Here is an 18537-nt window from a genome sequence, read left to right as displayed (position 1 = left end):
GACGAAGGGCAAAGGACGCCTTCAAACCACCTCCACCAGGATGCGCACGGGCTTGCCTTCCTCCTCCGCCTCTATCTCCACCAGCTTCCCCTCCGGCACCCCTTGGCCCAAGGCCGCCAGGAGTTCCTTCAGGTTTACCCCCTGGCGCCCCAGGGTGAGCTGGGCCTCCTCGGGGAGGAGCTTCTCCAAGAGCTCCGCCAAGGCTAGGGGGAGGTTAACGTGCACCTTCACCGGCTTCCCCTCGTCGTGGCCGTCCACCCGCACCCGCAAAAGCCGGGCCGGGGAGGAGGCCTTGGGCCCACCCCCCAGGGCTTCTAGAAGGGCCAGGGCCTCCTCCACTCCGATCTCCCCCGCCTTCACCATCTCCAGGACCTTCCGCTTCTCTTCCATCACGCCTCCTTCGGGCAAAGCTCCCGATTGCCAAGCCGCACCCAGGCCTCCAGGCGGGCCCAGCCGTCCCCAAGCCCATTCCCTCCCCAGGCCACGTGGCCCCCTTGGGCTTGGGCCACCACCGCCTTCCTGGAGCCAGGGAGGAAAGGGAGCTTAGCGTGGCCTAGCCCCACCCAAAGCCGGCGTGCACCCCCCCGCACGGGAAGGCTTGCCTCCAGGTTGCCCACCGGGAGCTCCACGCCCCATCCCCCCAAGGCCTCCTCCGGGGTAGCGGCGCCTGCCCGTAGCGTCTCCAGAAGGGGTCCCTTAGCCTCCACGGGCCACCTCCCACCGCTCCTCGGGCGCCAAGGCCTGGGCCAGGCGCCACAGGGCCTGGGCAAGCCGTACCCGCCAGGGGCGGCGCAGGGGAAGGAGACGCCTCTCCCGCTCCGCCTCCCAAAGGCGCTCCCGGTACCGCTCCAGGAGGGCCTCCCGGTCCCAGTGCCCAAGCCCCATGGCCACCTCCTGTTTAAAAGAGTAAACCATTGATTTATAGATTGTCAAGTGTTGGTTTCTATATTTAAAGGGGAAGCCTCGAGGGGTGCCGGGACCCCAGGAAGGGCGCCCCCAGGAAGGCGAAGAGGAAGAGGGCGTAGGCGAGGAGGAGAAGCGCGGCCCGAATCCGGCCCCGAAGCCGGTCTTCCAGAAGAAAGTAAATGGTAAATAGGAACCACCCCCAAAATGCGGAAAGCTCCTTGGGGTCCAAGCTCAAAGGGCTTCCGAAGTAGCTAAAGGCCCAGGCCATGCCGCTTCCCAGGCCCAAGGTGGCCGCCCAGTAACCCACCCGCAAATACCCCCGCTCAAGCCGCCTTAGGCTCCAAAGGGGTGGAGCCCCCAAGGCCTTCTCCGGGTGGGCCCGCAGGCGCAGGTCCTGAAGCGCACACATAACCCCCGCCCCCACCCCCACGGCCAAGGCCAAGTAGGCCACCAAAAAAGCCCCGGCGTGGAGGAGGGTGAGGAAAAGGGGAAGCTCCCCTCTGGGATGGGGCAGGGCCTTGAGGGCGAAAAGGCCCAGGACCAAGGAGAGGGCGAGGAGGTAGCGGCGCAAGGGGGAAAGCCTAGGGCGGAGGGCGAGGGCCTCGCCCCGCAGGGCCAGCAGGCCCCCAAGGACCAGGGCGGGCTGGGCCGGCCCGGAGAAAACCCCCTTGGACAACGCATCCGCCAAGGCGGCCCCTAGGTAGAGCCAGGCTCCAAGGCCAAGCCCTCGAGGCCAAAACCACCCCAGGGCCAAGAAGGCCACCCCCAGAAAGGCCAGGGCGCTCGCCGAGGTCATGGCCGGGCCTGGGCCTTGAGGGCCAGGATCAAAGGGTGGGCCCGGCGGCCCGCCTCCTTGTGCCAGGTGAGGGGGTCGGCGTGGGGGAGTTCCCGGGCCACCTCCCTAAGAAGCCTCTCCTCCAGGGCCCGGATGGCCTCCCGCACCCGGTGGCCGGCGTACCACTCCAGGTAGTCCCCCAGGGCCTTCTCTATCAGGGCCTCCACCTTGGGCACCTCGCCCAGGCGGGCCTTAAGGTTTTTCTCCACCACCCGTTCCAGGTCATCCAGATTGTAGAGGTAGGCGTGGGGAAGCCGTCCCACCCGGGGGTCAATGTTCCGGGGAAGGGCGATGTCAATGAGAAAAAGGGGCTTAGCCCGCCGGGGCAGGTCCTCGGGGCGCACCAGGTAGTGGGGGGCGGCCGCCGAGGCCACCACCAGGTCCGCCTCCGCCAGGACCTGGGGCAGGGCTTCCAGGGCAAAGGCCTCCCCGCCCAAGCGCTCCGCCAAGGCCCTGGCCCTCTCCGCCGTGCGGTTCACCACCAAAACCCGCCCCACCCCGTGGGCGCGGAGGTGGGTGAGGAAAAGCTCCGCCATCTCCCCCGCCCCCAAAACCGCCACGGCAAGCCCCGTGAGGTCGCCATAGACGGCCTGGGCCAGGTCCAAGGCGGCGTAGGCCACGCTTACCGCCCCAGCCCCGATGGCGGTTTCGCTCCGGGCCCGCTTGCCCAGGGCGATGGCGGACTGGAAAGCCTTTTCCAAAAGGCTTTCCGTGGCCTTGTGCGCCCTGGCCAGGAAAAGGGCTTCCCGCACCTGGCCGAGGATCTGCGCCTCCCCCACCACCAAGGAGTCTAGCCCCGCCGCCACGCGGAAGAGGTGGCGCAGGGCCTCCGTCCCCTCCCGAAGGTACAGGTACCGGGGTTCCACGCCCCGTTCCCGAAGGAGGGCCCTGGCCTCCTCGGGGGTGCCCACCCCGTAGATCTCCGTGCGGTTGCAGGTGGAAAGGACCACCGCCTTGCCCAGGCGCCGGAGGGCGGCGGGAAGGGCCACGGCCGGGTCCAAAGCCGCCCTTTCCCGCACCTCCACAGGGGCGGTCTTGTGGGAAAGGCCCACCAGGTAGAGGGGTAGGGCCATAGCCTTCCGCCAGTATACCCAAGCCGGGTAGGGACACCTGTCCCTCAAAGGGCCTCTAGGATAGCCTCCCATAGCCCCTCCAGCCCCGGGCGGGGGGCTTCGTACACGGGAAAGCCAAGCCCCCTCGCCGCCTCCGCCGTGGAAGGGCCGATGCAGGCCGCCTTGGGCCGCCTCGAGGTCCAGCGGGCGTAGGCCCGCACCCCGCTTGGGCTAAAGAAGGCCGCCACCTCCGCCTCCTCCAAGAGGCGGCGCTCCCTTTGGGAAAGCTCCCTCTCCCGGGTGGCGTAGACCTCGAGGCGCACCACCTCCACCCCCCGCGCCCTAAGCCCCCGCTCCAACCCCTCCCCCGCCAGGTCCCCGGCCACGAAGAGGACCCGCTTGGCCTCCGGAAAAGCCCGGGCTAGGTCCTTGGCCGTGGCCCTTTCCGGGAGGAAGGTGGGGGGAAGCCCCCCTTGCCGCAGGACCTCCCCCGTCCCCTCCCCCACCGCCGCCACCCTAAGGGGGGGCCTTCCCGCCCGCTCCCAGGCCCCAAGGAGGCGCCTCGCCCCCTCCTTGGAGGTCACGGCCACCCAGTCAAACCCCTCCCCGAGGGCCTCGGGAAGGCGGGCGAGGCCCGGGAGGTCCACCTGTTCCAAAAGGGCCACCTCCGCCGCCCTTACCCCCAAGGCGGCAAGCCTCTCCAAAAGCGCCCTATCCTTCCCCCTCGTGAGGAGCACCACGGCCCTTCAACACCTTTTGGAAAAGCCGCATGGCCGCCAGAGCCCGGGGAAAGCCCAGGAAAAGGGCCGACTGGAGGATGGCCTCCCGCACCTCCCGTTCCGTGGCCCCCACCCTAAGGGCCCCTTCCAGGTGGGTGGCGAGCTCCTTGGGGCTTCCCAGGGCGATGAGGGCGGTGATGGCGAGGAGCTCCCGCGTCTTCAGGTCCAGCCCCGGGCGGGCCAGGACCTCCTCGTAGGCGAAGTCGCGGATGTAGCGGAAAAGGTCCTCGTCCACCGCCTTGAGGCTCTCCTCTATGGCCTCTTGCTTCTCCCCCCAGATGGCCGCCCGCACGCTCATGGCAGGAAGTCTAGCACCCTCTCCAAGGGGTGGAGGGCCTTCGGGTTTTGGCCCAGGGGGTCAAAGAGGAGGGGCCTCACCCGGGCGGCCTCCGCCCCCAGGAGGTCCGCCTCCGAGTCCCCCACATGCACCGCCTCCTCCGGGGCCACGCCCAGGGCCTCCAAGGCCTCCTGGAAAAGCCTGGGGTCGGGCTTGGCCACCCCGGAGAGGGCGCTCACCGCCAGGTGGTGGAAGTAGGGCCTAAGCCCCACCACCTCCAGGATCTCGGGCAAGGTGGCGTCCCAGTTGGACACCACCGCCAGGGAATACCCCCGCTCCCTTAGGGCCCTGAGGACCTCTTGGGCCCCGGGGGTGATGGGCCAGAAACGGGGGTTCTTCCAGTTTTCCACCAGTTCCTGGGAAAGGGCCTCCGCCTCGGCCTCGAGGCCCATGCCCACAAAGAGCCGCTTATGGAACTCCCGCCACAGGGCCAGGGCCGTGGGGAGGTCCTTGGCCTTTAGGTGGTTTTCCTCGTAAAAGCGGAAAGCGGCCAGGGCCGCCTCCTTGGGGTCTTTCCTCGGCTTTAGGCCCCGCTCCTCCAAAAAGGGCAGGAGCCAAAACCGGGGGCTTGCCAGGATCAAGGTGTTGCCCACGTCAAAGAGCACGGCCCGGGTCATGGCTCAAGTTTACGCCCCTTCCCTCTAACCTGGGTCTAACCCTCCCTAGCTACGCTTTTTATAGCAAGGGGGTGAACGGGATGCGGTGGCTTGCGTGGAGCTTGGCCCTTCTCCTACCGGCCCTGGCCCAGACCTTTGAGGTGGCCTCGGGGGAGGCCCGCTACCGGGTGAGGGAGGAGCTTTTGCAGGTGGGCATTGCCGACGCCGTGGGCACCACCAAGGCGGTGGAGGGGCGGGTGGTCCTCCAGGGAGGGCGGATTAGCGGGGAGTTCGTGGTGGACCTGAGGGAGCTTAAAAGCGACCAGTCCCGCCGGGACAACTACCTAAGGCAAAACACCCTGGAGACGAGCCGCTTCCCCACCGCCACCTTCCGCCCCAAGGAGGTGAAGGGCCTTCCCAACCCCCTGCCCCAAAGCGGCAAGGTCCCCATCCAGGTGGTGGGGGACCTGACCCTCCGGGACGTGACGGCGGAGGTGGTCTGGGAGGGGGAGGCGGAGTTTCGGGGCCAGGAGGTGCGGGTCTTTTTGAAAACGGAGTTCCCCTTTGAAAAGTTCCGCCTCACCCAGCCCCGGGTGCCCATCGTCCTTAGCGTGGAGAACCGGATCCGGCTAGAGGTGGACCTCCTCCTAAGGAGGCGGTGATGCAAAGGCGTGCGGTTTTGGGCCTTTTCCTCCTCCCCTTGGCCCGGGCCCAGGGGGCTTGCCGCCCCACCCCCGCCCTCACGGAAGGCCCCTATTACCTCCGGGAGGTGCCCCGGAGGCAGGACCTGCGGGAGGGGCTTCCCGGGCTTCCCCTGCGCCTCACCCTAAGGGTGCAAAGCGCCGCCTGCCGCCCCCTGCCGGGGGCCCGGGTGGACCTCTGGCACACGGACGCCCTGGGCCGCTACTCCGGGGTGGACGCCCCCGGCACCTTCTGCCGCGGGTGGCAGGCCACGGACGAAAAGGGGGAGGTGGCCTTCCTCACCCTCTTTCCCGGTTGGTACCCAAGCCGCACCCCCCACCTGCACCTAAGGGTGGAGGCGGGGGGCAGGGCCTTCGCCACCCAGCTCTTCTTCCCCGAGGAGGTGCAGCGCCAGGTCTACGCCCAGCCCCCCTACGCCCCCAGGGGGATGCCCCGGGTGGGCAACCGCCAGGACGGCATCTTCCGCGCCGACCTCCTCCTCGCCCTAAGGCCCGAGGGGGAAGGCTTCGCCGCCGGCTTCACCCTCACCCTGCCCTTCTAGTGGGGACATCCTCCCTTCCATCACCAGGGCATAATGGGGGTATGGAAACCCTGGCCTGGATGCAAGCCAAGCTCCCCGAGTTTCTCAAGGACCTCGAGGCCTTCGTGCGCCGGGAGTCCCCCTCGGGGGACCGGGCGGGCCTGGAGGCGGCCGCCGCCTTCCTGGAAGAGGCCTTCGGGCCCCTGGAGGGGCGGCTTTCCCGCAAGGACACCCCGGCAGGGCCCGTCCTCCTCCTGCGGCGGGAGGGGGAAGGGGCGCCTGTCCTGGTGCTTTGCCACTACGATACCGTCCACCCCAAGGGGAGCTTCCCCGAACCCTTCCGCCTGGAAAAGGACAAGGCGGTGGGCCCTGGGGTCTACGACATGAAGGGGGGGATCATCGCCCTCCTCTACGCCCTCCGCCACGCCGAGGCCACGGGAAGGCGGCTCCCCGCCCTGGAAATCCTCTTCACCCCCGACGAGGAAACGGGCTCCAAGGAAAGCCGCCCCCTCATTGAGGCGGCGGCCAAGAAGGCCAGGGCCGCCTTGGTCCTCGAGCCCCCTACGGCCACGGGGGACCTGAAGGTGGCCCGCAAAGGGGTGGGGCTTTACCGCCTAAAGGCCCGGGGCAAGGCCGCCCACCAAGGGGTGGAGCCGGAAAAGGGGGTGAACGCCATCCTGGAACTCGCCCACCAGATCCTCCGGGTGGCGGCCCTGGAGGACCGGGAGAAGGGCACCACCCTAGGCCCCAACGTGGTGCGGGGAGGAACGGTGAGCAACGTGGTGGCGGAGGAGGCCTGGGTGGAGTTGGATCTCAGGGCCTGGACCCTCGAGGAGGTAAGGCGGGTGGAAGAGGCCCTTAAAAACCTCACCCCCGCCCTCCCCGGGGCCCGGCTAGAGGTCTCGGGGGGCCTGAACCGCCCCCCCATGGAGCCCACCGAGGCCAGCCTCGCCCTCTTCGCCAAGGCCAAGGCCATCGGGGAGGCCCTGGGGCTCCGCCTGGAGCCGGGCCGGGTGGGCGGGGGGTCCGACGGCAACTTCACCGCCGCCCTGGGGGTCCCCACCCTGGACGGCCTGGGGCTTTTCGGCGGGGACGCCCACCAACGGACGGAGTACGTGGTGGTCTCGGAAATCCCCAGGCGCGCCGCCCTTTTGGCCGAGCTCCTCTACGCCCTATGAGCCCTTCCGCCCTCCGGGTGCAGGAAGCCCTAGAGGCCAAGGGTTTTGGCCACCTGAAGGTGGTGGAGCTGGAAGTCTCCACCCGCACCGCCCAGGAGGCGGCGGAGGCGGTGGGGGCCGGGGTGGGGCAGATCGTGAAGAGCCTGGTCTTCGTGGGGGAAAAGGGGGCTTACCTCTTCCTGATGAGCGGGAAAAACCGCCTGGACCTGAAGAAGGCCGAAGCCCTGGTGGAGGACTCCTTGCGCCGGGCCACCCCCGAGGAGGTGCGCGCCCTCACCGGCTTCGCCATCGGGGGCGTGCCTCCCTTGGGCCACGCCACCCCCCTGCCCGCCTTTTTGGACCAGGATCTCCTGGTCCACGAAGAAGTCTGGGCGGCGGCAGGCACGCCCAGGGCCCTCTTCCGGGCCACGCCCAAGGAGCTCCTCGCCCTCACGGGGGCGAGGGTGGCCGACCTCAAGGAGGCGTGATGTGGCCCTTCCGCCAAGACCCCCACGTGAAGCCGGAGGGCCCCTTGGCCTTCCGGGTGCGGGTGCGCACGAAAAGCGGGGAGGTGGTGGAGCTTAGGCTCTCCAAGAGCATGGAGATTAGCCCCACGGAAGGGGGCTACTACGTGCGCAAGGAGATCGTGGCTCCCCAAAGCCTGGACCGGGCGGTCTTGGAGATCTGGTTTGACCGCCGCTACCGCCCCGTGCGGAAGCAGGTGGAGGGGGGCGAACTCGTGCCCATCCGGGAGTGGAAGGGGTAGAATGGGAATATGGAAAAAATCCTGCTCCTCCTCGGGCTTCTCCTCATGGTTTACAACGTCCTTTACGGCCTCCGGCTCAAGCGGGCCATCCCCGGCGGGGTGATGGGGGAACGGAGTGGGCAGATGCTCTTCCTCATCGCCTTCTTTGCCCTGGCCTACCTCGCCATCCTCCTCCTCACCTAGGGAGCCCTCCAGCCTCCTCCTCCTTCTCCTCTCCTTGGTCCTCCTCTTGGGGGCGGTCTTCGTCTACCTGGTCCTGCGCCTGGTGGACGCCATCGTGGCCTCCTTGTAGCCATGGTCTTCCGCCGCAACCCCAGCCCTCCCGAGGCCGAGTGGAAGCCCACCCCCGAGGAGTGGCGGGTCTACACCCTCTGCGACGGCCGGCGCACGGAGGAGGAGGTGGTGCGGGATAGCGGCTTAGGGGAAAAGGCCTACGCCATCCTGGCAAGCCTCCTCAAGCGGGGGCTCATCCTGCCCGTGGAGGGCCCCAAGGAGCTTTGCGCCAAACTTGTGGGCCTCCTCAAAGCCCGCCTAGGCCCCCGGGCCGAGCCCCTTACCGCCCGGCTTCAGGCCTGCGAAAGCCGGGAGGCCCTGGAGGAGGAGGCCTTGCGCGTGGCCCTCAAGGTGAAGCTCACCCTGGACCGCAAGGCAGGGGAGGAGTTGGAAAAGGCCATCCGGGAACTTTTCCGCTAGCGGGGCGGCACCCAAGGCTCCCCGCGGAAGAAGCCGTAGACCAGGCGGCCCACCACGGGACCCAGGAGGACGAGCCCCAGGAGGTTGGGGATGGCCATGAGGCCGTTGAGGGTGTCGGAGATGGCCAAGAAGGCCTCGAGGCCCCCCAAGGGCCCCACGAAGGCCAAGACGGCGAAGGTCAAGCGGTAGGGCCAGCGCACCCCCTCCCCGAAGAGGTAGGCCGCCGCCTCTTCCCCGTAAAACCCCCAGGAGACCATGGTCCCAAGGGCGAAAAGGGCCACGGTGGCGGCCAGGATCACCCCTCCCAGGGGATGGGCCTGGAAGAGGGCCTGGGCGGCCTCGGCGGCGCTTCCCCCTTGGCGCCAAAGCCCCGAGGCGATGAAGGTGAGGGCGGTGAGGCTCGTGACCAGAAAGCTCACGAACATCTCCGTCACCCCCCAGAAGCCCTGGCGCACGGGGTGGTCCACCTGGGCCTGGGCGTGGGCGATAGCCGCCGAGCCCAGCCCCGCCTCGTTGGCGAAGATGCCCCGGCCCAAGCCAGCGTTGATGGCGGCGTAGAGGCTATACCCCGCCGCCCCTCCAAAAGCGGCCTCCGGGGTAAAAGCCGCCTGGAACACCAGGGCCAAGGCCTCGGGGATACCCCTGCCGTACAGGACGAGAAGGGGCAGAACCGCCACCAAAAAGAGGAGGAGCTTCAGGGGCACCACCACCTGGGCGAAGCGGGCCACCCGCGCCACCCCTCCCCCTAGCACCACCCCCACCAGAAGGGCGAGGCCAAGCCCCACCAAGGCCGGGGGCACCCCCAAGGAAACCAAGGCCCCTCCCACCGCCCCCGCCTGGGCCAGGTTGCCGATGCCAAAGGCGGCCACGGCGGCGAAAAGGGCGAAGAGAAAGCCTAAAAAACGGAGGCGGGGCAAGCCCCGGGAAAGGTAGTACATGGGACCGCCGGACACGGAGCCGTCGGCGAAGCGGCGGCGGTAGTGGACCGCCAAGGTAGCCTCGGCGAACTTGGTCCCCGTGCCGAAGAAGTAGCCCACCCACATCCAGAAGACCGCCCCCGGACCCCCCACCAAAACCGCCGCCAGCATCCCCAGAAGGTGCCCGGTCCCCAGCGTGGCGGAAAGGGCCACCATGGTGGCCTGGAAGGGGGTGATCTGGCCGCCGAAGCCGTAGGCCCTTTCCCGGATGGCCCCGAAGGTCTCGCTGAAGGAGACCCGCATCATCCGGAAGGGGGCGCTAAACCAACGGATCTGGAAAATAACCAGATAAGCCCCCACGAGCAGGAAGACCAGCTTCATGGGGAAGCCGTATACGATGCGGTTGAGATACTCGTTTAGGGTCAGGATATCCATAGGCTACACCTCCGGCACCGCTTCCACCTTATCCCCACGCCTGAGGCGCAGGCGCCTCAGGTCCTCCTCCAAAAGCCCAAGCCGCCCAGGGATGTTGGGCCTAGGCCGCACCTCCATGGTGGTCCCAGGCGGGGTGACCCGCAAGCGGAAAGCATGGCGGATGGCGCGGGCCCACGCCGCATAAAGGGCCTCGTCCACGTAGGCGATCCCGTGCCCCGGGCCGTAGATGGGCAGGACCAAGAGGTGCTCTGGGGCCACCTCCACCACGGGCACCGCCTCCAAGGCCCCCATCCCGAGGAGGGTATGGAGGATGCGGGCGAGGCGCAAGACCCCAGGGGCCGCCAGGACCTCGGCGATGCGCTTCCCCTCCACCTGGGCCAGGACCCTTAAGGCCTCCGGGGTAAGTTCCGCCGTTCCTCCCTGGCTCGGCAGGCGCAGGACATACCCCCAGTCCGAAGGGAGGTTTAGGGACTGCCACACCGCCTGGGCCTCCGCCAGCCGGGCGGGCACGGCAAGCCCCCCAAGGAGGGTGGTGTGGGGGGGAAGGGTTTCCGGCTCAAAGCGGAAAGGGGCCCGCCTAAGCCCCACCAGGAGGTCCAAGGCCTCCTCCCCTTCCAAGGCCCGCTCCCCCGCCTGGACCCGGGCGTGGACCACCTGGCCGCCCTGCAGGTAGACCTCCCCCTCGAGGTGCGGGGAGCGTACGAGAAGCCTCCCCGTGCGCCCAGCGCTCATCAGGGCGCCCACCAGGGAAGGAAAGGGGAACTCCGCAAGGTTACCCTCAAGCATTCTCCCCCGTTTTACCATGCCGCCTTGGGGGCGTCCAGGCGGGGTATTCTGGAGTATGCACCTCCTTCTCCTGCACGGCTTCACCTCCCATCCCGTGCTCACCCTGGGGCCCTTACCCGGGGTGTTGCGGGAGGCGGGCTTCGCCGTGGCCCAGCCCGCCCTGCCCGGCCACGGCACCCGCCCCGAGGACCTCTTAAGGGTCCGCTGGCAGGACTGGCTGGCCGCCGCAGAGGAAGCCTACCTGGCCCTCCCCGAGCCCCGGGGAGTGGTGGGGCTTTCCATGGGAGGCCTCCTCGCCGCCCACCTGGCGGCGGCCCACCCCACGGGGGCCCTGGTGGCCCTGGCCCCCGCCTTCTCCCTGAAAAACCCCCTGGCGCCCCTGGCCCCTTACCTCGCCTGGCTCATCCCCCGCTTTCCTGGGCCCAACTCCATTGAAGACCCAGCGCTCAGGAAGCAAAACCCCAACTACCCCTACTTCCCCACCCGGGCGGTGGGGGAACTCCTCCACCTCATGCGCCAAACCCCAGAGGTCCTCCCCCGGGTCAAGGCCCCCGCCTTGGTGGTGGAGGCGGGGCGGGACCGGGTGGTGCGGGGGGTGCGCCGCTACCATGCGCTTTTGGGAAGCCGGGAGAAGGCCTACCAGGTCTTCCCGGAAAGCGGGCACGACCTCCTCCTGGACCGGAACCAGCAGGAGGTGGCGGAGGCAGTGCGGGACTGGCTTATTGCTATTAGTAATCGCTTGCAGTAAAGTAGAGGCGGTATGGAGGCTTTACCCATTTCCCCCTGGAGCGTTTTCCTCTACGCCTTCCTCACCGCCGTCGCCACAGGCCTGGGTGCCTTGCCCTTCCTGTTTACGAAACACATCCTCCGGCGCCACCTGGGCCTGGCCAACGCCGCCGCCGCCGGGCTCATGCTGGCGGCGAGCTTCGGCCTCATCTACGAGGGGGTGGGCTACAGCCTGGGCCGCACCCTTTTGGGCATAGCCTTGGGGCTTCTTTTCATCCAGCTATCCCACCGCTACCTGCAAGGCCGGGAGGTGAGCTTCGGGGACCTCAAGGGCCTGGACGCCCGCAAGGCCCTCATGATCGTGGGCATCATGACCCTCCACTCCTTCGCCGAGGGGGTGGGGGTGGGGGTGGCCTTCGGGGGCGGGGAGGCCCTGGGGGTCTTCATTACCTTGGCCATCGCCATCCACAACATCCCCGAGGGGCTCGCCATCAGCCTGGTGCTCATTCCCCGGGGCGTGAGCGTCCTGGGGGCCGCCTTCTGGAGCGTCTTCTCCAGCCTGCCCCAGCCCCTCATGGCCGTGCCCGCCTTCCTCCTGGTGGAGGCCTTCCGGCCGGTCCTCCCCGTGGGCCTTGGTTTCGCCGCCGGGGCCATGATCTGGATGGCGGTGGCGGAAATCCTTCCCGACGCCCTCAAGGAGGCGGAGGCCGAGGGGGTGGCCACGGTCCTCACGGTGGCGGCGGCCCTCATGGTGGCCTTCCAGATCCTCCTAGGGGGCTAGCCAAACCCAAGGGAGTTCCTCCTCCACCTCCAAGGCCGCCAAGGTGGGCCGCACCCGGTAGGCCCGGAGGACGACCCCCGCCTTCAGGGCCTCCCGGGCCGCCTGGTGGAGGGCCCCATCGTTCGGGTCCAAGGCGAAGGCCTCCGCCAGGGGGTGTTGCACGAACCAGAAGGCATAAGCCCCCTTCCCCTCCCGGGCCAAGGCGGCGAGAAGCCTTAGGTGCCGCGCTCCCCGGGCGGTGGGGGCGTCGGGAAAGAGGGCCAGGCCCTTCTCCACCCGGTTGCAGTTTTTCGCCTCCAAATAGGCTTCCCGTCCCCCAAAGAGGGCGAAGAAATCCAGCCTCTCCCCGGCCAAAGGGACCTCCCGCCGAAGCGCCTCCACGGGGCCCAGGTGGCCTTCTCGCAAAAGGGCCTCCAGGAGGCGGCCCGCCAGGCTTGCATCCACCCCCACCAGAACCCCTTGGGACTCCACCAGGACCATCCGGCCCAGGGTCTTGGGGGTGGGCCTCGGGTGGTAGTAGCAGGGCGTCAGGGGAAGGAGAAGCTCCGCCATGCGCCCGGAGTTGGCGAGGTGCAAAGGCCCCACGTCCGCCTCCACCAGGAAGCGGTTTTTCCGCCTTAGGAAGCGGCAGGGCTTAAGGGGAGGAAGGGGAAGCACCATACACCAAGGCCCGGCCTCGAGGCCGGGCCAGCTTGGCGGAGAGGGCGGGATTCGAACCCGCGGCACCGGTTTTCCCGGTGCAACACCTTAGCAGGGTGCCGCCTTAGACCACTCGGCCACCTCTCCATGCCCTTGGCGGAGGGTGAGGGATTCGAACCCCCGGTGGGCGCAAGGCCCACAGCGGTTTTCAAGACCGCCGCCTTCAACCGCTCGGCCAACCCTCCAAGGTATGGCCGCAAGCCTTACTATGCGGCAAAGCCCGGGGCGTGTCAAGGCTTTAGCCAACCCGATAAAAAGCGCTCCACCAAAGCCTCCATGGCCGGCACCACGGCGTGGTGGAGGTCGGGGAAAAGGACCAGGTGATCCTCCCCTAAGGGCCCAAACCCCGTGGGCCTAAGACAGGCCCGCCCCTTGGTGAGGGGGCCCGTCCAAGGCGTCCCCTCCCGGGTCAGGGCCACCTGGAAGACCCGGCGGCCCGAGGCCTCCCGCACGTCCCGGAGCGAGCAGGCCTGGGTGGGGGGGATAAGGGGGTCGTTGCCCGCATGGAGGACGAGGAGGGGGGCTTGGAGGCGGGCCGCCTCCGGCAAGGGGCTTTGCCGGGCGTAGCAGGCAGGGCAGTCCTCGGGCAGGCCCCCAAAGACCTCCCGCCACCGCTTAAGGGCTTCTGGGCGGCTTCGGCGCAGGAGGGCCACCTGCTCGGCGAAGTCCACGGGGCCGATGACAAAAGCCACCCCCCTGGAAGCGCCTTCCCAGGCGGCAGCCTTTAGAGCCACGCAGGCCCCCAGGGAGTAGCCGGCGTAGGCGTGCCGCCTCACCCCGAGCCGGGGCAGGAGGCGGGCCAGGTGGGCAAGGTCCTCCGCCTCCTCCAGGCAGCCCGTAATCCCGCCCCCGCTTTTCCCCCGGCCCCTCAGGTGGGGTACCACGGCCAAGAAACCCTTTTCCGCATAGCGCCGGCACCGCTCCCCCATGGCCTCCGTGGGGGGGCCAAAGCCCCCGGGCACCAGGAGGACCGCCGCCTCGGCCTTCCCCGAAGGACGGCAGAGGTGGGCATAAAGGGAAACCCCTTCCCGGGCGTAACGGAGGCCTTGGTCCTCGAGGCGAAAGGAAACCCCAGGGGGCCCTAAAGCCCCCCAAAGCCCGAGAAGGGCCAGGGCAAGGAAAAACCAGAGAACCCTCATCGCCCAAACACCAAGGGGGAAACCCGCAAGCGGGCGAGAAAACGGGCCAAGAAGAGGGGTAGGGCCAGGGCCAAGAGGAAATAGATGAGAAAAGCGGGCTTTAGGCCTAAGGGCTCAGGGAAATCCGGGTACTTCTCCAAAAGGCGCACCACCATGGGATGGAGTAGGTAGATCTGCAGGGAGTACCGGCCCAAGAAGGCCAGGGGGGCCCGGAGGGACCCCTGGGCCAGGCGGTGGGCTAGGGCGAGGAGGAGAAAGGCCATCCCCGTGGTGTAGGCCCAGTGGAAGGCTTGGTAGCGAAAGGTGTTTACGGGCAAGCCCTGCAAGGCCTCCAAGGCCAAGGGCAGGTAGCCCCCAAGCCCCACCCCCGCCAGGAGGAGGTAAAGGGGCCAGAGGCGCAAGGCGCGGGGAAGGCGGTCTAGGTGTGCCGCCAGGTAAAGCCCCAGGGCGATGGCCGGCGTATACCAGAGGACGAAGCTCCCGGGGTAAGGCAGAAAGCGGTAGTACCGGTTCAGGAAATAGACGAGGAGGGTCAGGCCCACGGCCAACAGGAGAAAGAACGCCCCTGGCGGGCGCCGCCTGAGAAGGGGAAGAAAGAGGGGGAGGAGGAGGGTGAGCTGGAGGGCTACGGCCAGAAAGTAAAGGTGGAAGTAGGCCTTGCCCCAAAGGAGCTGGTGGGGAAGCCGCTCCGGTTGGAAAACCCCATGGTCCCAGTAACGGAAGAGGAGGTAAATCCCGCTCCAGAGGAGGTAAGGCCAGAGAAGGCGCAGGGCGCGGTTGGAAAGGTAGCGGCCCAGGCGGAACTCCCGCAGCATCCCCGCCCCCAGGACCAGGGCGGTCATGAGGAGGAAGGCGGGCACGGCGAAGTGCAGGGTGCGGTTTACCGCCGCCAGGAAGAGCCACTCCGGGCTTCCCGGGATAAGCTCCCGGAGAAAACGGCCCGTGAGGTGGTGGAGCACCACCTCCAAGATGGCGAGCCCCCGGAAGACCTCCACCCAGGGAAAGCGCTCCACCCCCCCATTTTTCCCCAGGCTTATGAGGCTTCCCCGAGAAGGGGCCTAAGCGCCTCCCGCAGGGCGCGGCGCCGGGGGTAAGCCTGGACCAGGGCCCGGGCCATCTCCTGGGCCTGTTTGGGGTCTAGGCGGGAAGCCCTTTGCAATAGCGCCGCCGCCTCGAGGTAGCGGGCCCGTCCCCCCGCCTCCGCCAGGCGGAAGGCCGCCTCCCGGTAAAGCCGCAGGGCCTCCTCGGGGAGGCGAGGGGAAAGGGCTTCGGCCAGGGCGGGGTAGTCCTCCGGGGAGGCCCGCTTGAGAAGGCGGTCCAGGGCCTTCCAGTCCTCCTCCAGGAGGTAGATCTGGGCGAGAAGGGCCGGGTCGCGCACCTGGCGGAGGAGGGCGGGCCTCTCCTCGGCGAAGGCCTTTCCCAACTTGGCCTTTAGGGCCAGGTAGTCCTCCAGGTTCGGCCTTAGGGCAAAGCGCGCCCTGTGGTCCTCAGCCCGGCCAAGGTGGGCCACCAGGAGGTCCAAAAGGGGAAGGAGCCTGGGGTCCTTACCGAACCAGTCCCGGGCCTCCTCGGCGTAGAAGAGGGCTTCCTCCAGGCGGCCTAGGCGGAGAAGGCGCCCCACCAGGAGGAGGTAGTCCTCCACCCCTTCTAGCCCCTCCTTGAGGACCTGAAGCGCCTCTTCCTCCCGGCCCAAGCGGAAGAGGAGCTCGGCCTTTAGGGCCCGCTTGCGTCCAGTAGGGTCCTGCCCCTTTAGGAGGGAAAGCGCCTCCTCGGGAATGCCCTCCGCCGCCTGCAAGAAGGCTTCCCCCAGGGCCTCCGAGGGGTGGCGGAGGTAAAGCCCAAGGAGGAAGGAAGGCCTGGGCGAGAGGGCCCCGTAGCGCTTGAGGGCCTCTTTCAGGTAGGGCTCGGGGTCAAAGGGGGCCTCGAGGAGAACTTTTAGCAAGGCCTCCACCTCCTCCCTCCCCGCCCCCTCCAGCCGCAGGAGGAGGGCCTTCGCCTCCTCCTCCCCTCCCCCCAGGCGGAAGGCCTGGCGCAACCGCCGGATGCCCTCCCGGAAGGCCTCCTCGGGGGCAAGGATCTCCTTTAGGAGAAAGGCCACCTCCGGCACCCGGGAAAGGCGGAGGAGAAGCCGCTTCGCCTCCTCGGGGGAAAGGGCCTCCAGGCGGGCCTCGAGGTCCTGGGGCCGCCTCTCCAGGTAGGCGTAAAGGAGGGCGGCGGCGTGCTTGCAGGGAAAGCCCGGATAGGGGCAGCCGCACCGGCCGGAAAGGCCCGGCCCCACCTCCACCCGGTAGGGCGCGGGGGCCGAGCCCTGCACCTCGCCCAAAAGCCTCTCCCCCACCCGGAAAACCCGCCTTACCCGCCCCTCCCGGGCATAGGCCAGGCCCCGGGCCAGGACCTCCTCCGGGAAGAAGGGGGCGAAGTCCTCCTCGGCTTCTGGGGGGAAGGGCCGCACCCTTCCAGTCTAGGGCGTGCTATTCTGGGATGAGAAGCCTATGAAATGACGGTGGCCACGCTACGGGAAGCGGACCTACAGCGTCCCTTGCCCAAGGGGTACGTGCAGTGCCGGGCCTGCGCCCACTACTGCGCCATCCCCGAAGGAGGTGCGGGCAAGTGCGGGGTGCGGCGCAACCTGAAGGGGAAGCTTTTCCTCGTCACCTACGGCAAGGCCGCCGCGGTCCACCTGGACCCGGTGGAGAAGAAGCCCCTCTACCACTTCCACCCCGGGGAGGCCATCCTCTCCGTGGGCACGGTGGGGTGCAACTTCTTCTGCGCCTTCTGCCAGAACTGGCAGATCTCCCAGTTCCGGGAGTTCCAGGTGAGCCCGGAAGGCGTCCTGGACCGCTTCGTGGGGGAGGACTGGCCCCCAGAGAGGCTCGTGGCCGAGGCGGAGGCCTTAGGGGTGCGGCTTCTCGCCTACACCTACAACGAGCCCGCGGTCTTCGTGGAGTACGCCCACGATACCGCCCGCCTGGCCAAGGCCCGGGGCATGAAGAACGTCTTCGTCACGAGCGGCTTTGAAACCAAGGAGGCCTGGGACTACATGCGGCCCTACCTGGACGCCGCCAACGTGGACCTCAAGGGCTTCACGGAGAAGTTCTACCGGGAGATCTGCGGGGCCCGGCTCAAGCCCGTCCTGGAAAGCCTGGAGTACCTCGTGGGCCTCGGCGTCTGGGTGGAGGTCACCACCCTGCTTCTGGAAGGGTACAACGATGGCGAGGAAGAACTCCGGGCCATGGCCCGCTTCCTAAAGGGGCTTTCCCCCGATATCCCCTGGCACCTCACCGCCGCCCACCCCGACTACCGCATGCCCCACCTGAGGCCCACCCGGCACGCCACCCTGGTGCGGGCCCACGCCATCGCCAAGGAGGAGGGGCTAAGGTTCGTCTACGTGGGCAACGTCCTGGACGAGGAAAGGAGCTCCACCCACTGCCCGGACTGCGGCCGGCTTCTCCTCCGGCGGCGGGGCTTCCGGGTGGAGGCCCTTTGGGAAACCCCTGGCGTCTGCCCGGGGTGCGGGAGAAGGATCCCCGGGGTATGGGCCTGAGGAAGCCGGCGGTGGCGGGGTACTTCTACCCCGGGGAGAAGGAGGCCCTGGCGCGGGAGGTGGAGGGCCTCCTGGCCCAGGCCCGCACCCCGCCGGAGCCCCGGGCCCGGGGGGTGCTCTCCCCCCATGCGGGCTACCGGTATGCGGGGCGGGTGATGGCGGAAAGCTTCCGGGCCCTCGCCGCCTGGCGGGGAAGGGCGGGGCGGGTGTTCCTCCTCGGGCCGAGCCACTTCGTGCCCTTCCTGGGCGTGGCCCTTTTCCCCCACCGGGCCTGGGCCACCCCTTTGGGGGAGGTGGCGGTGGACCGGGAAGGGGTAGAGGGGCTTCTCGCCCTGGGCAAGCCCTTCTTGGCGTACGAGGCGCCCTTTCTAGAGGAGCATAGCCTCGAGGTCCTCCTCCCCTTCCTCCAGCGCCTCCTCCCCCAAACCCCCATCCTCCCCCTCCTCTTCGGGGAGGTGGACCCCAAGGAAGTGGCGGAGGCCCTCCGCCCCCACCTGGGCCCCCAAGACCTCCTGGTGGCGAGCAGCGACCTCTCCCACTACCACCCCGACCCCGTGGCCCGGGCCCTGGACGGAAGGACCCTGGAAAAGGCCCTGGCCCTGGACGCAGAAGGCCTGGCCCGGGCGGAGGCCTGCGGCCGGCTCCCCTGGGCCACCCTCACCCACCTGGCCCGGGGGTGGGGGTGGAGGCCCAGGCTCCTCGCCTACGCCACCAGCGCCGAGGCGGGGGGCGGGCGGGAGCGGGTGGTGGGCTACGCCGCCCTGGCCTACCTAGAACCGGAGGAGGGGCCGGAACCAGGGGATGGAAAGGAGGAGCGCCAAAAGGGCCAAGGCGAAGAGGAGCCGAGCCCTCGGCCTTCCCTTACGGGCCTGGGCGAGGCCGGCGTGGGCTAGCCCCAAGGCCACAAGCCCCCCCACCCAGTGCTCCGCCACGAAGTAGCGGGGCTCACCCCCCGTGGCCATCACCGCCCCCAGGTTGGCCAAGGCCCCTTGGAAAAGGGGGCTTGCGAAGGCCAGAAGCACCCCCAGGACCACCTGCAGGGTGAGGGCGTGGGCGAAGAAGCCGGCCGGGCGAGGCTCGGGCCGGAAGAGCGCCCAAAGGCCAAAGAGGAGGACGAACCAGCGGACCCAGCTATGGAGGAAAAGGAGCACCTCGTGCATGGGGGGA

At 68.7% G+C, this 18537-nt stretch carries 26 protein-coding genes, 2 tRNA genes and 1 pseudogene; 12 read left to right on the top strand and 17 right to left on the bottom strand.

Features of this window, described 5'->3' with window-relative positions; all coding sequences use genetic code 11:
* Window positions 1–21: 21 nt before the first annotated feature.
* The 8 genes from L0C60_RS05940 to L0C60_RS05905 all read right to left on the bottom strand — a co-directional run bounded on the left by L0C60_RS05940 (window position 22) and on the right by L0C60_RS05905 (window position 4526).
* The gene (locus L0C60_RS05940; protein ID WP_234506213.1) at window positions 22–390 is read right to left on the bottom strand and encodes an SHOCT-like domain-containing protein; all 369 of its coding nucleotides are present in this window, start codon (window positions 388–390) and stop codon (window positions 22–24) included.
* A complete protein-coding gene (locus tag L0C60_RS05935) occupies window positions 390–707 on the bottom strand; it encodes a hypothetical protein (RefSeq protein WP_234506215.1) in 318 nt (105 codons plus the stop codon). The genes L0C60_RS05940 and L0C60_RS05935 overlap by 1 nt, the downstream gene beginning before the upstream one ends.
* Window positions 697–885, bottom strand: coding sequence for a hypothetical protein (locus L0C60_RS05930; RefSeq protein ID WP_234506220.1), 189 nt, complete (start codon window positions 883–885; stop codon window positions 697–699). The genes L0C60_RS05935 and L0C60_RS05930 overlap by 11 nt, the downstream gene beginning before the upstream one ends.
* Window positions 886–949: 64 nt before the next feature.
* Entirely contained in the window at window positions 950–1702 is a 753-nt protein-coding gene (ccsA, locus tag L0C60_RS05925; protein WP_234506222.1) for a cytochrome c biogenesis protein CcsA, read from the bottom strand.
* The gene (gene hemA, locus L0C60_RS05920; protein ID WP_234506226.1) at window positions 1699–2814 is read right to left on the bottom strand and encodes a glutamyl-tRNA reductase; all 1116 of its coding nucleotides are present in this window, start codon (window positions 2812–2814) and stop codon (window positions 1699–1701) included. Before hemA ends, ccsA begins: the two co-directional genes overlap by 4 nt.
* Window positions 2815–2858: 44 nt before the next feature.
* Complete coding sequence (locus tag L0C60_RS05915; RefSeq protein WP_234506230.1) at window positions 2859–3533, bottom strand: uroporphyrinogen-III synthase; 675 nt, start codon at window positions 3531–3533, stop codon at window positions 2859–2861.
* Window positions 3505–3870, bottom strand: coding sequence for a carboxymuconolactone decarboxylase family protein (locus tag L0C60_RS05910; RefSeq protein ID WP_234506233.1), 366 nt, complete (start codon window positions 3868–3870; stop codon window positions 3505–3507). Before L0C60_RS05910 ends, L0C60_RS05915 begins: the two co-directional genes overlap by 29 nt.
* Window positions 3867–4526 carry an HAD family hydrolase gene (locus L0C60_RS05905; RefSeq protein WP_234506235.1) on the bottom strand — a complete coding sequence of 220 codons (660 nt, stop codon included), beginning with the start codon at window positions 4524–4526 and terminating at the stop codon, window positions 3867–3869. Before L0C60_RS05905 ends, L0C60_RS05910 begins: the two co-directional genes overlap by 4 nt.
* Before the next feature lie 80 nt (window positions 4527–4606).
* On the opposite strand from L0C60_RS05905, the gene L0C60_RS05900 reads away from it, so the two are divergent.
* From L0C60_RS05900 to L0C60_RS05865, 8 genes are read left to right on the top strand one after another with little or no spacing between them, the layout of a single operon-like run.
* Window positions 4607–5167 (top strand): YceI family protein, encoded by a 561-nt coding sequence (locus L0C60_RS05900; protein ID WP_234506238.1) that lies wholly within the window; start codon window positions 4607–4609, stop codon window positions 5165–5167.
* Window positions 5167–5748: an intradiol ring-cleavage dioxygenase gene (locus L0C60_RS05895; RefSeq protein WP_234506241.1), complete on the top strand. Its 582-nt coding sequence runs from the start codon at window positions 5167–5169 to the stop codon at window positions 5746–5748. Before L0C60_RS05900 ends, L0C60_RS05895 begins: the two co-directional genes overlap by 1 nt.
* A gap of 41 nt (window positions 5749–5789) precedes the next feature.
* A complete protein-coding gene (locus L0C60_RS05890) occupies window positions 5790–6905 on the top strand; it encodes a M20 family metallopeptidase (protein WP_234506244.1) in 1116 nt (371 codons plus the stop codon).
* Complete coding sequence (locus tag L0C60_RS05885; RefSeq protein WP_234506248.1) at window positions 6902–7372, top strand: YbaK/EbsC family protein; 471 nt, start codon at window positions 6902–6904, stop codon at window positions 7370–7372. The genes L0C60_RS05890 and L0C60_RS05885 overlap by 4 nt, the downstream gene beginning before the upstream one ends.
* Complete coding sequence (locus L0C60_RS05880) at window positions 7372–7650, top strand: hypothetical protein (protein WP_234506251.1); 279 nt, start codon at window positions 7372–7374, stop codon at window positions 7648–7650. Before L0C60_RS05885 ends, L0C60_RS05880 begins: the two co-directional genes overlap by 1 nt.
* A gap of 9 nt (window positions 7651–7659) precedes the next feature.
* A complete protein-coding gene (locus L0C60_RS05875) occupies window positions 7660–7833 on the top strand; it encodes a hypothetical protein (RefSeq protein WP_234506254.1) in 174 nt (57 codons plus the stop codon).
* Complete coding sequence (locus L0C60_RS05870) at window positions 7796–7942, top strand: hypothetical protein (RefSeq protein ID WP_234506258.1); 147 nt, start codon at window positions 7796–7798, stop codon at window positions 7940–7942. The genes L0C60_RS05875 and L0C60_RS05870 overlap by 38 nt, the downstream gene beginning before the upstream one ends.
* Before the next feature lie 2 nt (window positions 7943–7944).
* Entirely contained in the window at window positions 7945–8343 is a 399-nt protein-coding gene (locus L0C60_RS05865) for a hypothetical protein (protein ID WP_234506260.1), read from the top strand.
* Here L0C60_RS05865 and L0C60_RS05860 read toward each other — a convergent pair.
* Window positions 8340–9695 (bottom strand): alanine/glycine:cation symporter family protein, encoded by a 1356-nt coding sequence (locus tag L0C60_RS05860; RefSeq protein WP_243092600.1) that lies wholly within the window; start codon window positions 9693–9695, stop codon window positions 8340–8342. The genes L0C60_RS05865 and L0C60_RS05860 overlap by 4 nt on opposite strands.
* Before the next feature lie 3 nt (window positions 9696–9698).
* Window positions 9699–10481 carry a DUF4388 domain-containing protein gene (locus tag L0C60_RS05855; protein ID WP_243092599.1) on the bottom strand — a complete coding sequence of 261 codons (783 nt, stop codon included), beginning with the start codon at window positions 10479–10481 and terminating at the stop codon, window positions 9699–9701.
* Between the two features lie 55 nt (window positions 10482–10536).
* Here L0C60_RS05855 and L0C60_RS05850 point away from each other — a divergent pair, with 55 nt between their 5' ends.
* Complete coding sequence (locus tag L0C60_RS05850) at window positions 10537–11229, top strand: alpha/beta hydrolase (RefSeq protein ID WP_234506270.1); 693 nt, start codon at window positions 10537–10539, stop codon at window positions 11227–11229.
* A 12-nt stretch (window positions 11230–11241) separates the two neighbouring features.
* Entirely contained in the window at window positions 11242–11988 is a 747-nt protein-coding gene (locus L0C60_RS05845; protein ID WP_234506273.1) for a ZIP family metal transporter, read from the top strand.
* Here L0C60_RS05845 and L0C60_RS05840 read toward each other — a convergent pair.
* The 6 genes from L0C60_RS05840 to L0C60_RS05815 form a co-directional block, all read right to left on the bottom strand.
* A complete protein-coding gene (locus L0C60_RS05840) occupies window positions 11977–12648 on the bottom strand; it encodes a DNA/RNA nuclease SfsA (protein WP_267962682.1) in 672 nt (223 codons plus the stop codon). The genes L0C60_RS05845 and L0C60_RS05840 overlap by 12 nt on opposite strands.
* Window positions 12649–12681: 33 nt before the next feature.
* Window positions 12682–12774 (bottom strand) — tRNA-Ser (locus tag L0C60_RS05835).
* Window positions 12775–12781: 7 nt separating this feature from the next.
* Window positions 12782–12872: transfer RNA gene (locus L0C60_RS05830), tRNA-Ser, on the bottom strand.
* Window positions 12873–12917: 45 nt separating this feature from the next.
* Window positions 12918–13826, bottom strand: coding sequence for an alpha/beta hydrolase family protein (locus L0C60_RS05825; RefSeq protein ID WP_234506276.1), 909 nt, complete (start codon window positions 13824–13826; stop codon window positions 12918–12920).
* The gene (locus L0C60_RS05820) at window positions 13823–14839 is read right to left on the bottom strand and encodes an acyltransferase family protein (RefSeq protein ID WP_234506278.1); all 1017 of its coding nucleotides are present in this window, start codon (window positions 14837–14839) and stop codon (window positions 13823–13825) included. Before L0C60_RS05820 ends, L0C60_RS05825 begins: the two co-directional genes overlap by 4 nt.
* Before the next feature lie 20 nt (window positions 14840–14859).
* Entirely contained in the window at window positions 14860–16278 is a 1419-nt protein-coding gene (locus L0C60_RS05815; RefSeq protein WP_234506281.1) for an SWIM zinc finger family protein, read from the bottom strand.
* Window positions 16279–16323: 45 nt separating this feature from the next.
* Between L0C60_RS05815 and amrS the strand changes: the two genes are divergently transcribed.
* Together amrS and amrB are read left to right on the top strand one after the other, a co-directional pair.
* The gene (gene amrS, locus L0C60_RS05810; protein WP_243092598.1) at window positions 16324–17370 is read left to right on the top strand and encodes an AmmeMemoRadiSam system radical SAM enzyme; all 1047 of its coding nucleotides are present in this window, start codon (window positions 16324–16326) and stop codon (window positions 17368–17370) included.
* On the top strand, window positions 17361–18263 hold the full coding sequence (amrB, locus tag L0C60_RS05805) for an AmmeMemoRadiSam system protein B (RefSeq protein ID WP_234506286.1): 903 nt from the start codon (window positions 17361–17363) through the stop codon (window positions 18261–18263). The genes amrS and amrB overlap by 10 nt, the downstream gene beginning before the upstream one ends.
* On the opposite strand, the pseudogene L0C60_RS12905 reads toward amrB, so the two are convergent.
* A pseudogene (locus L0C60_RS12905) lies at window positions 18147–18530 on the bottom strand (hypothetical protein); the annotation flags it as partial. The gene amrB and the pseudogene L0C60_RS12905 overlap by 117 nt on opposite strands.
* Window positions 18531–18537 lie beyond the last annotated feature (7 nt).

Source organism: Thermus hydrothermalis (assembly GCF_022760925.1).
Classification (GTDB): domain Bacteria; phylum Deinococcota; class Deinococci; order Deinococcales; family Thermaceae; genus Thermus; species Thermus hydrothermalis.
The sequence above is the reverse complement of the archived record's forward strand: the minus strand, read 5'-3'. Positions and strand labels throughout refer to the sequence as shown.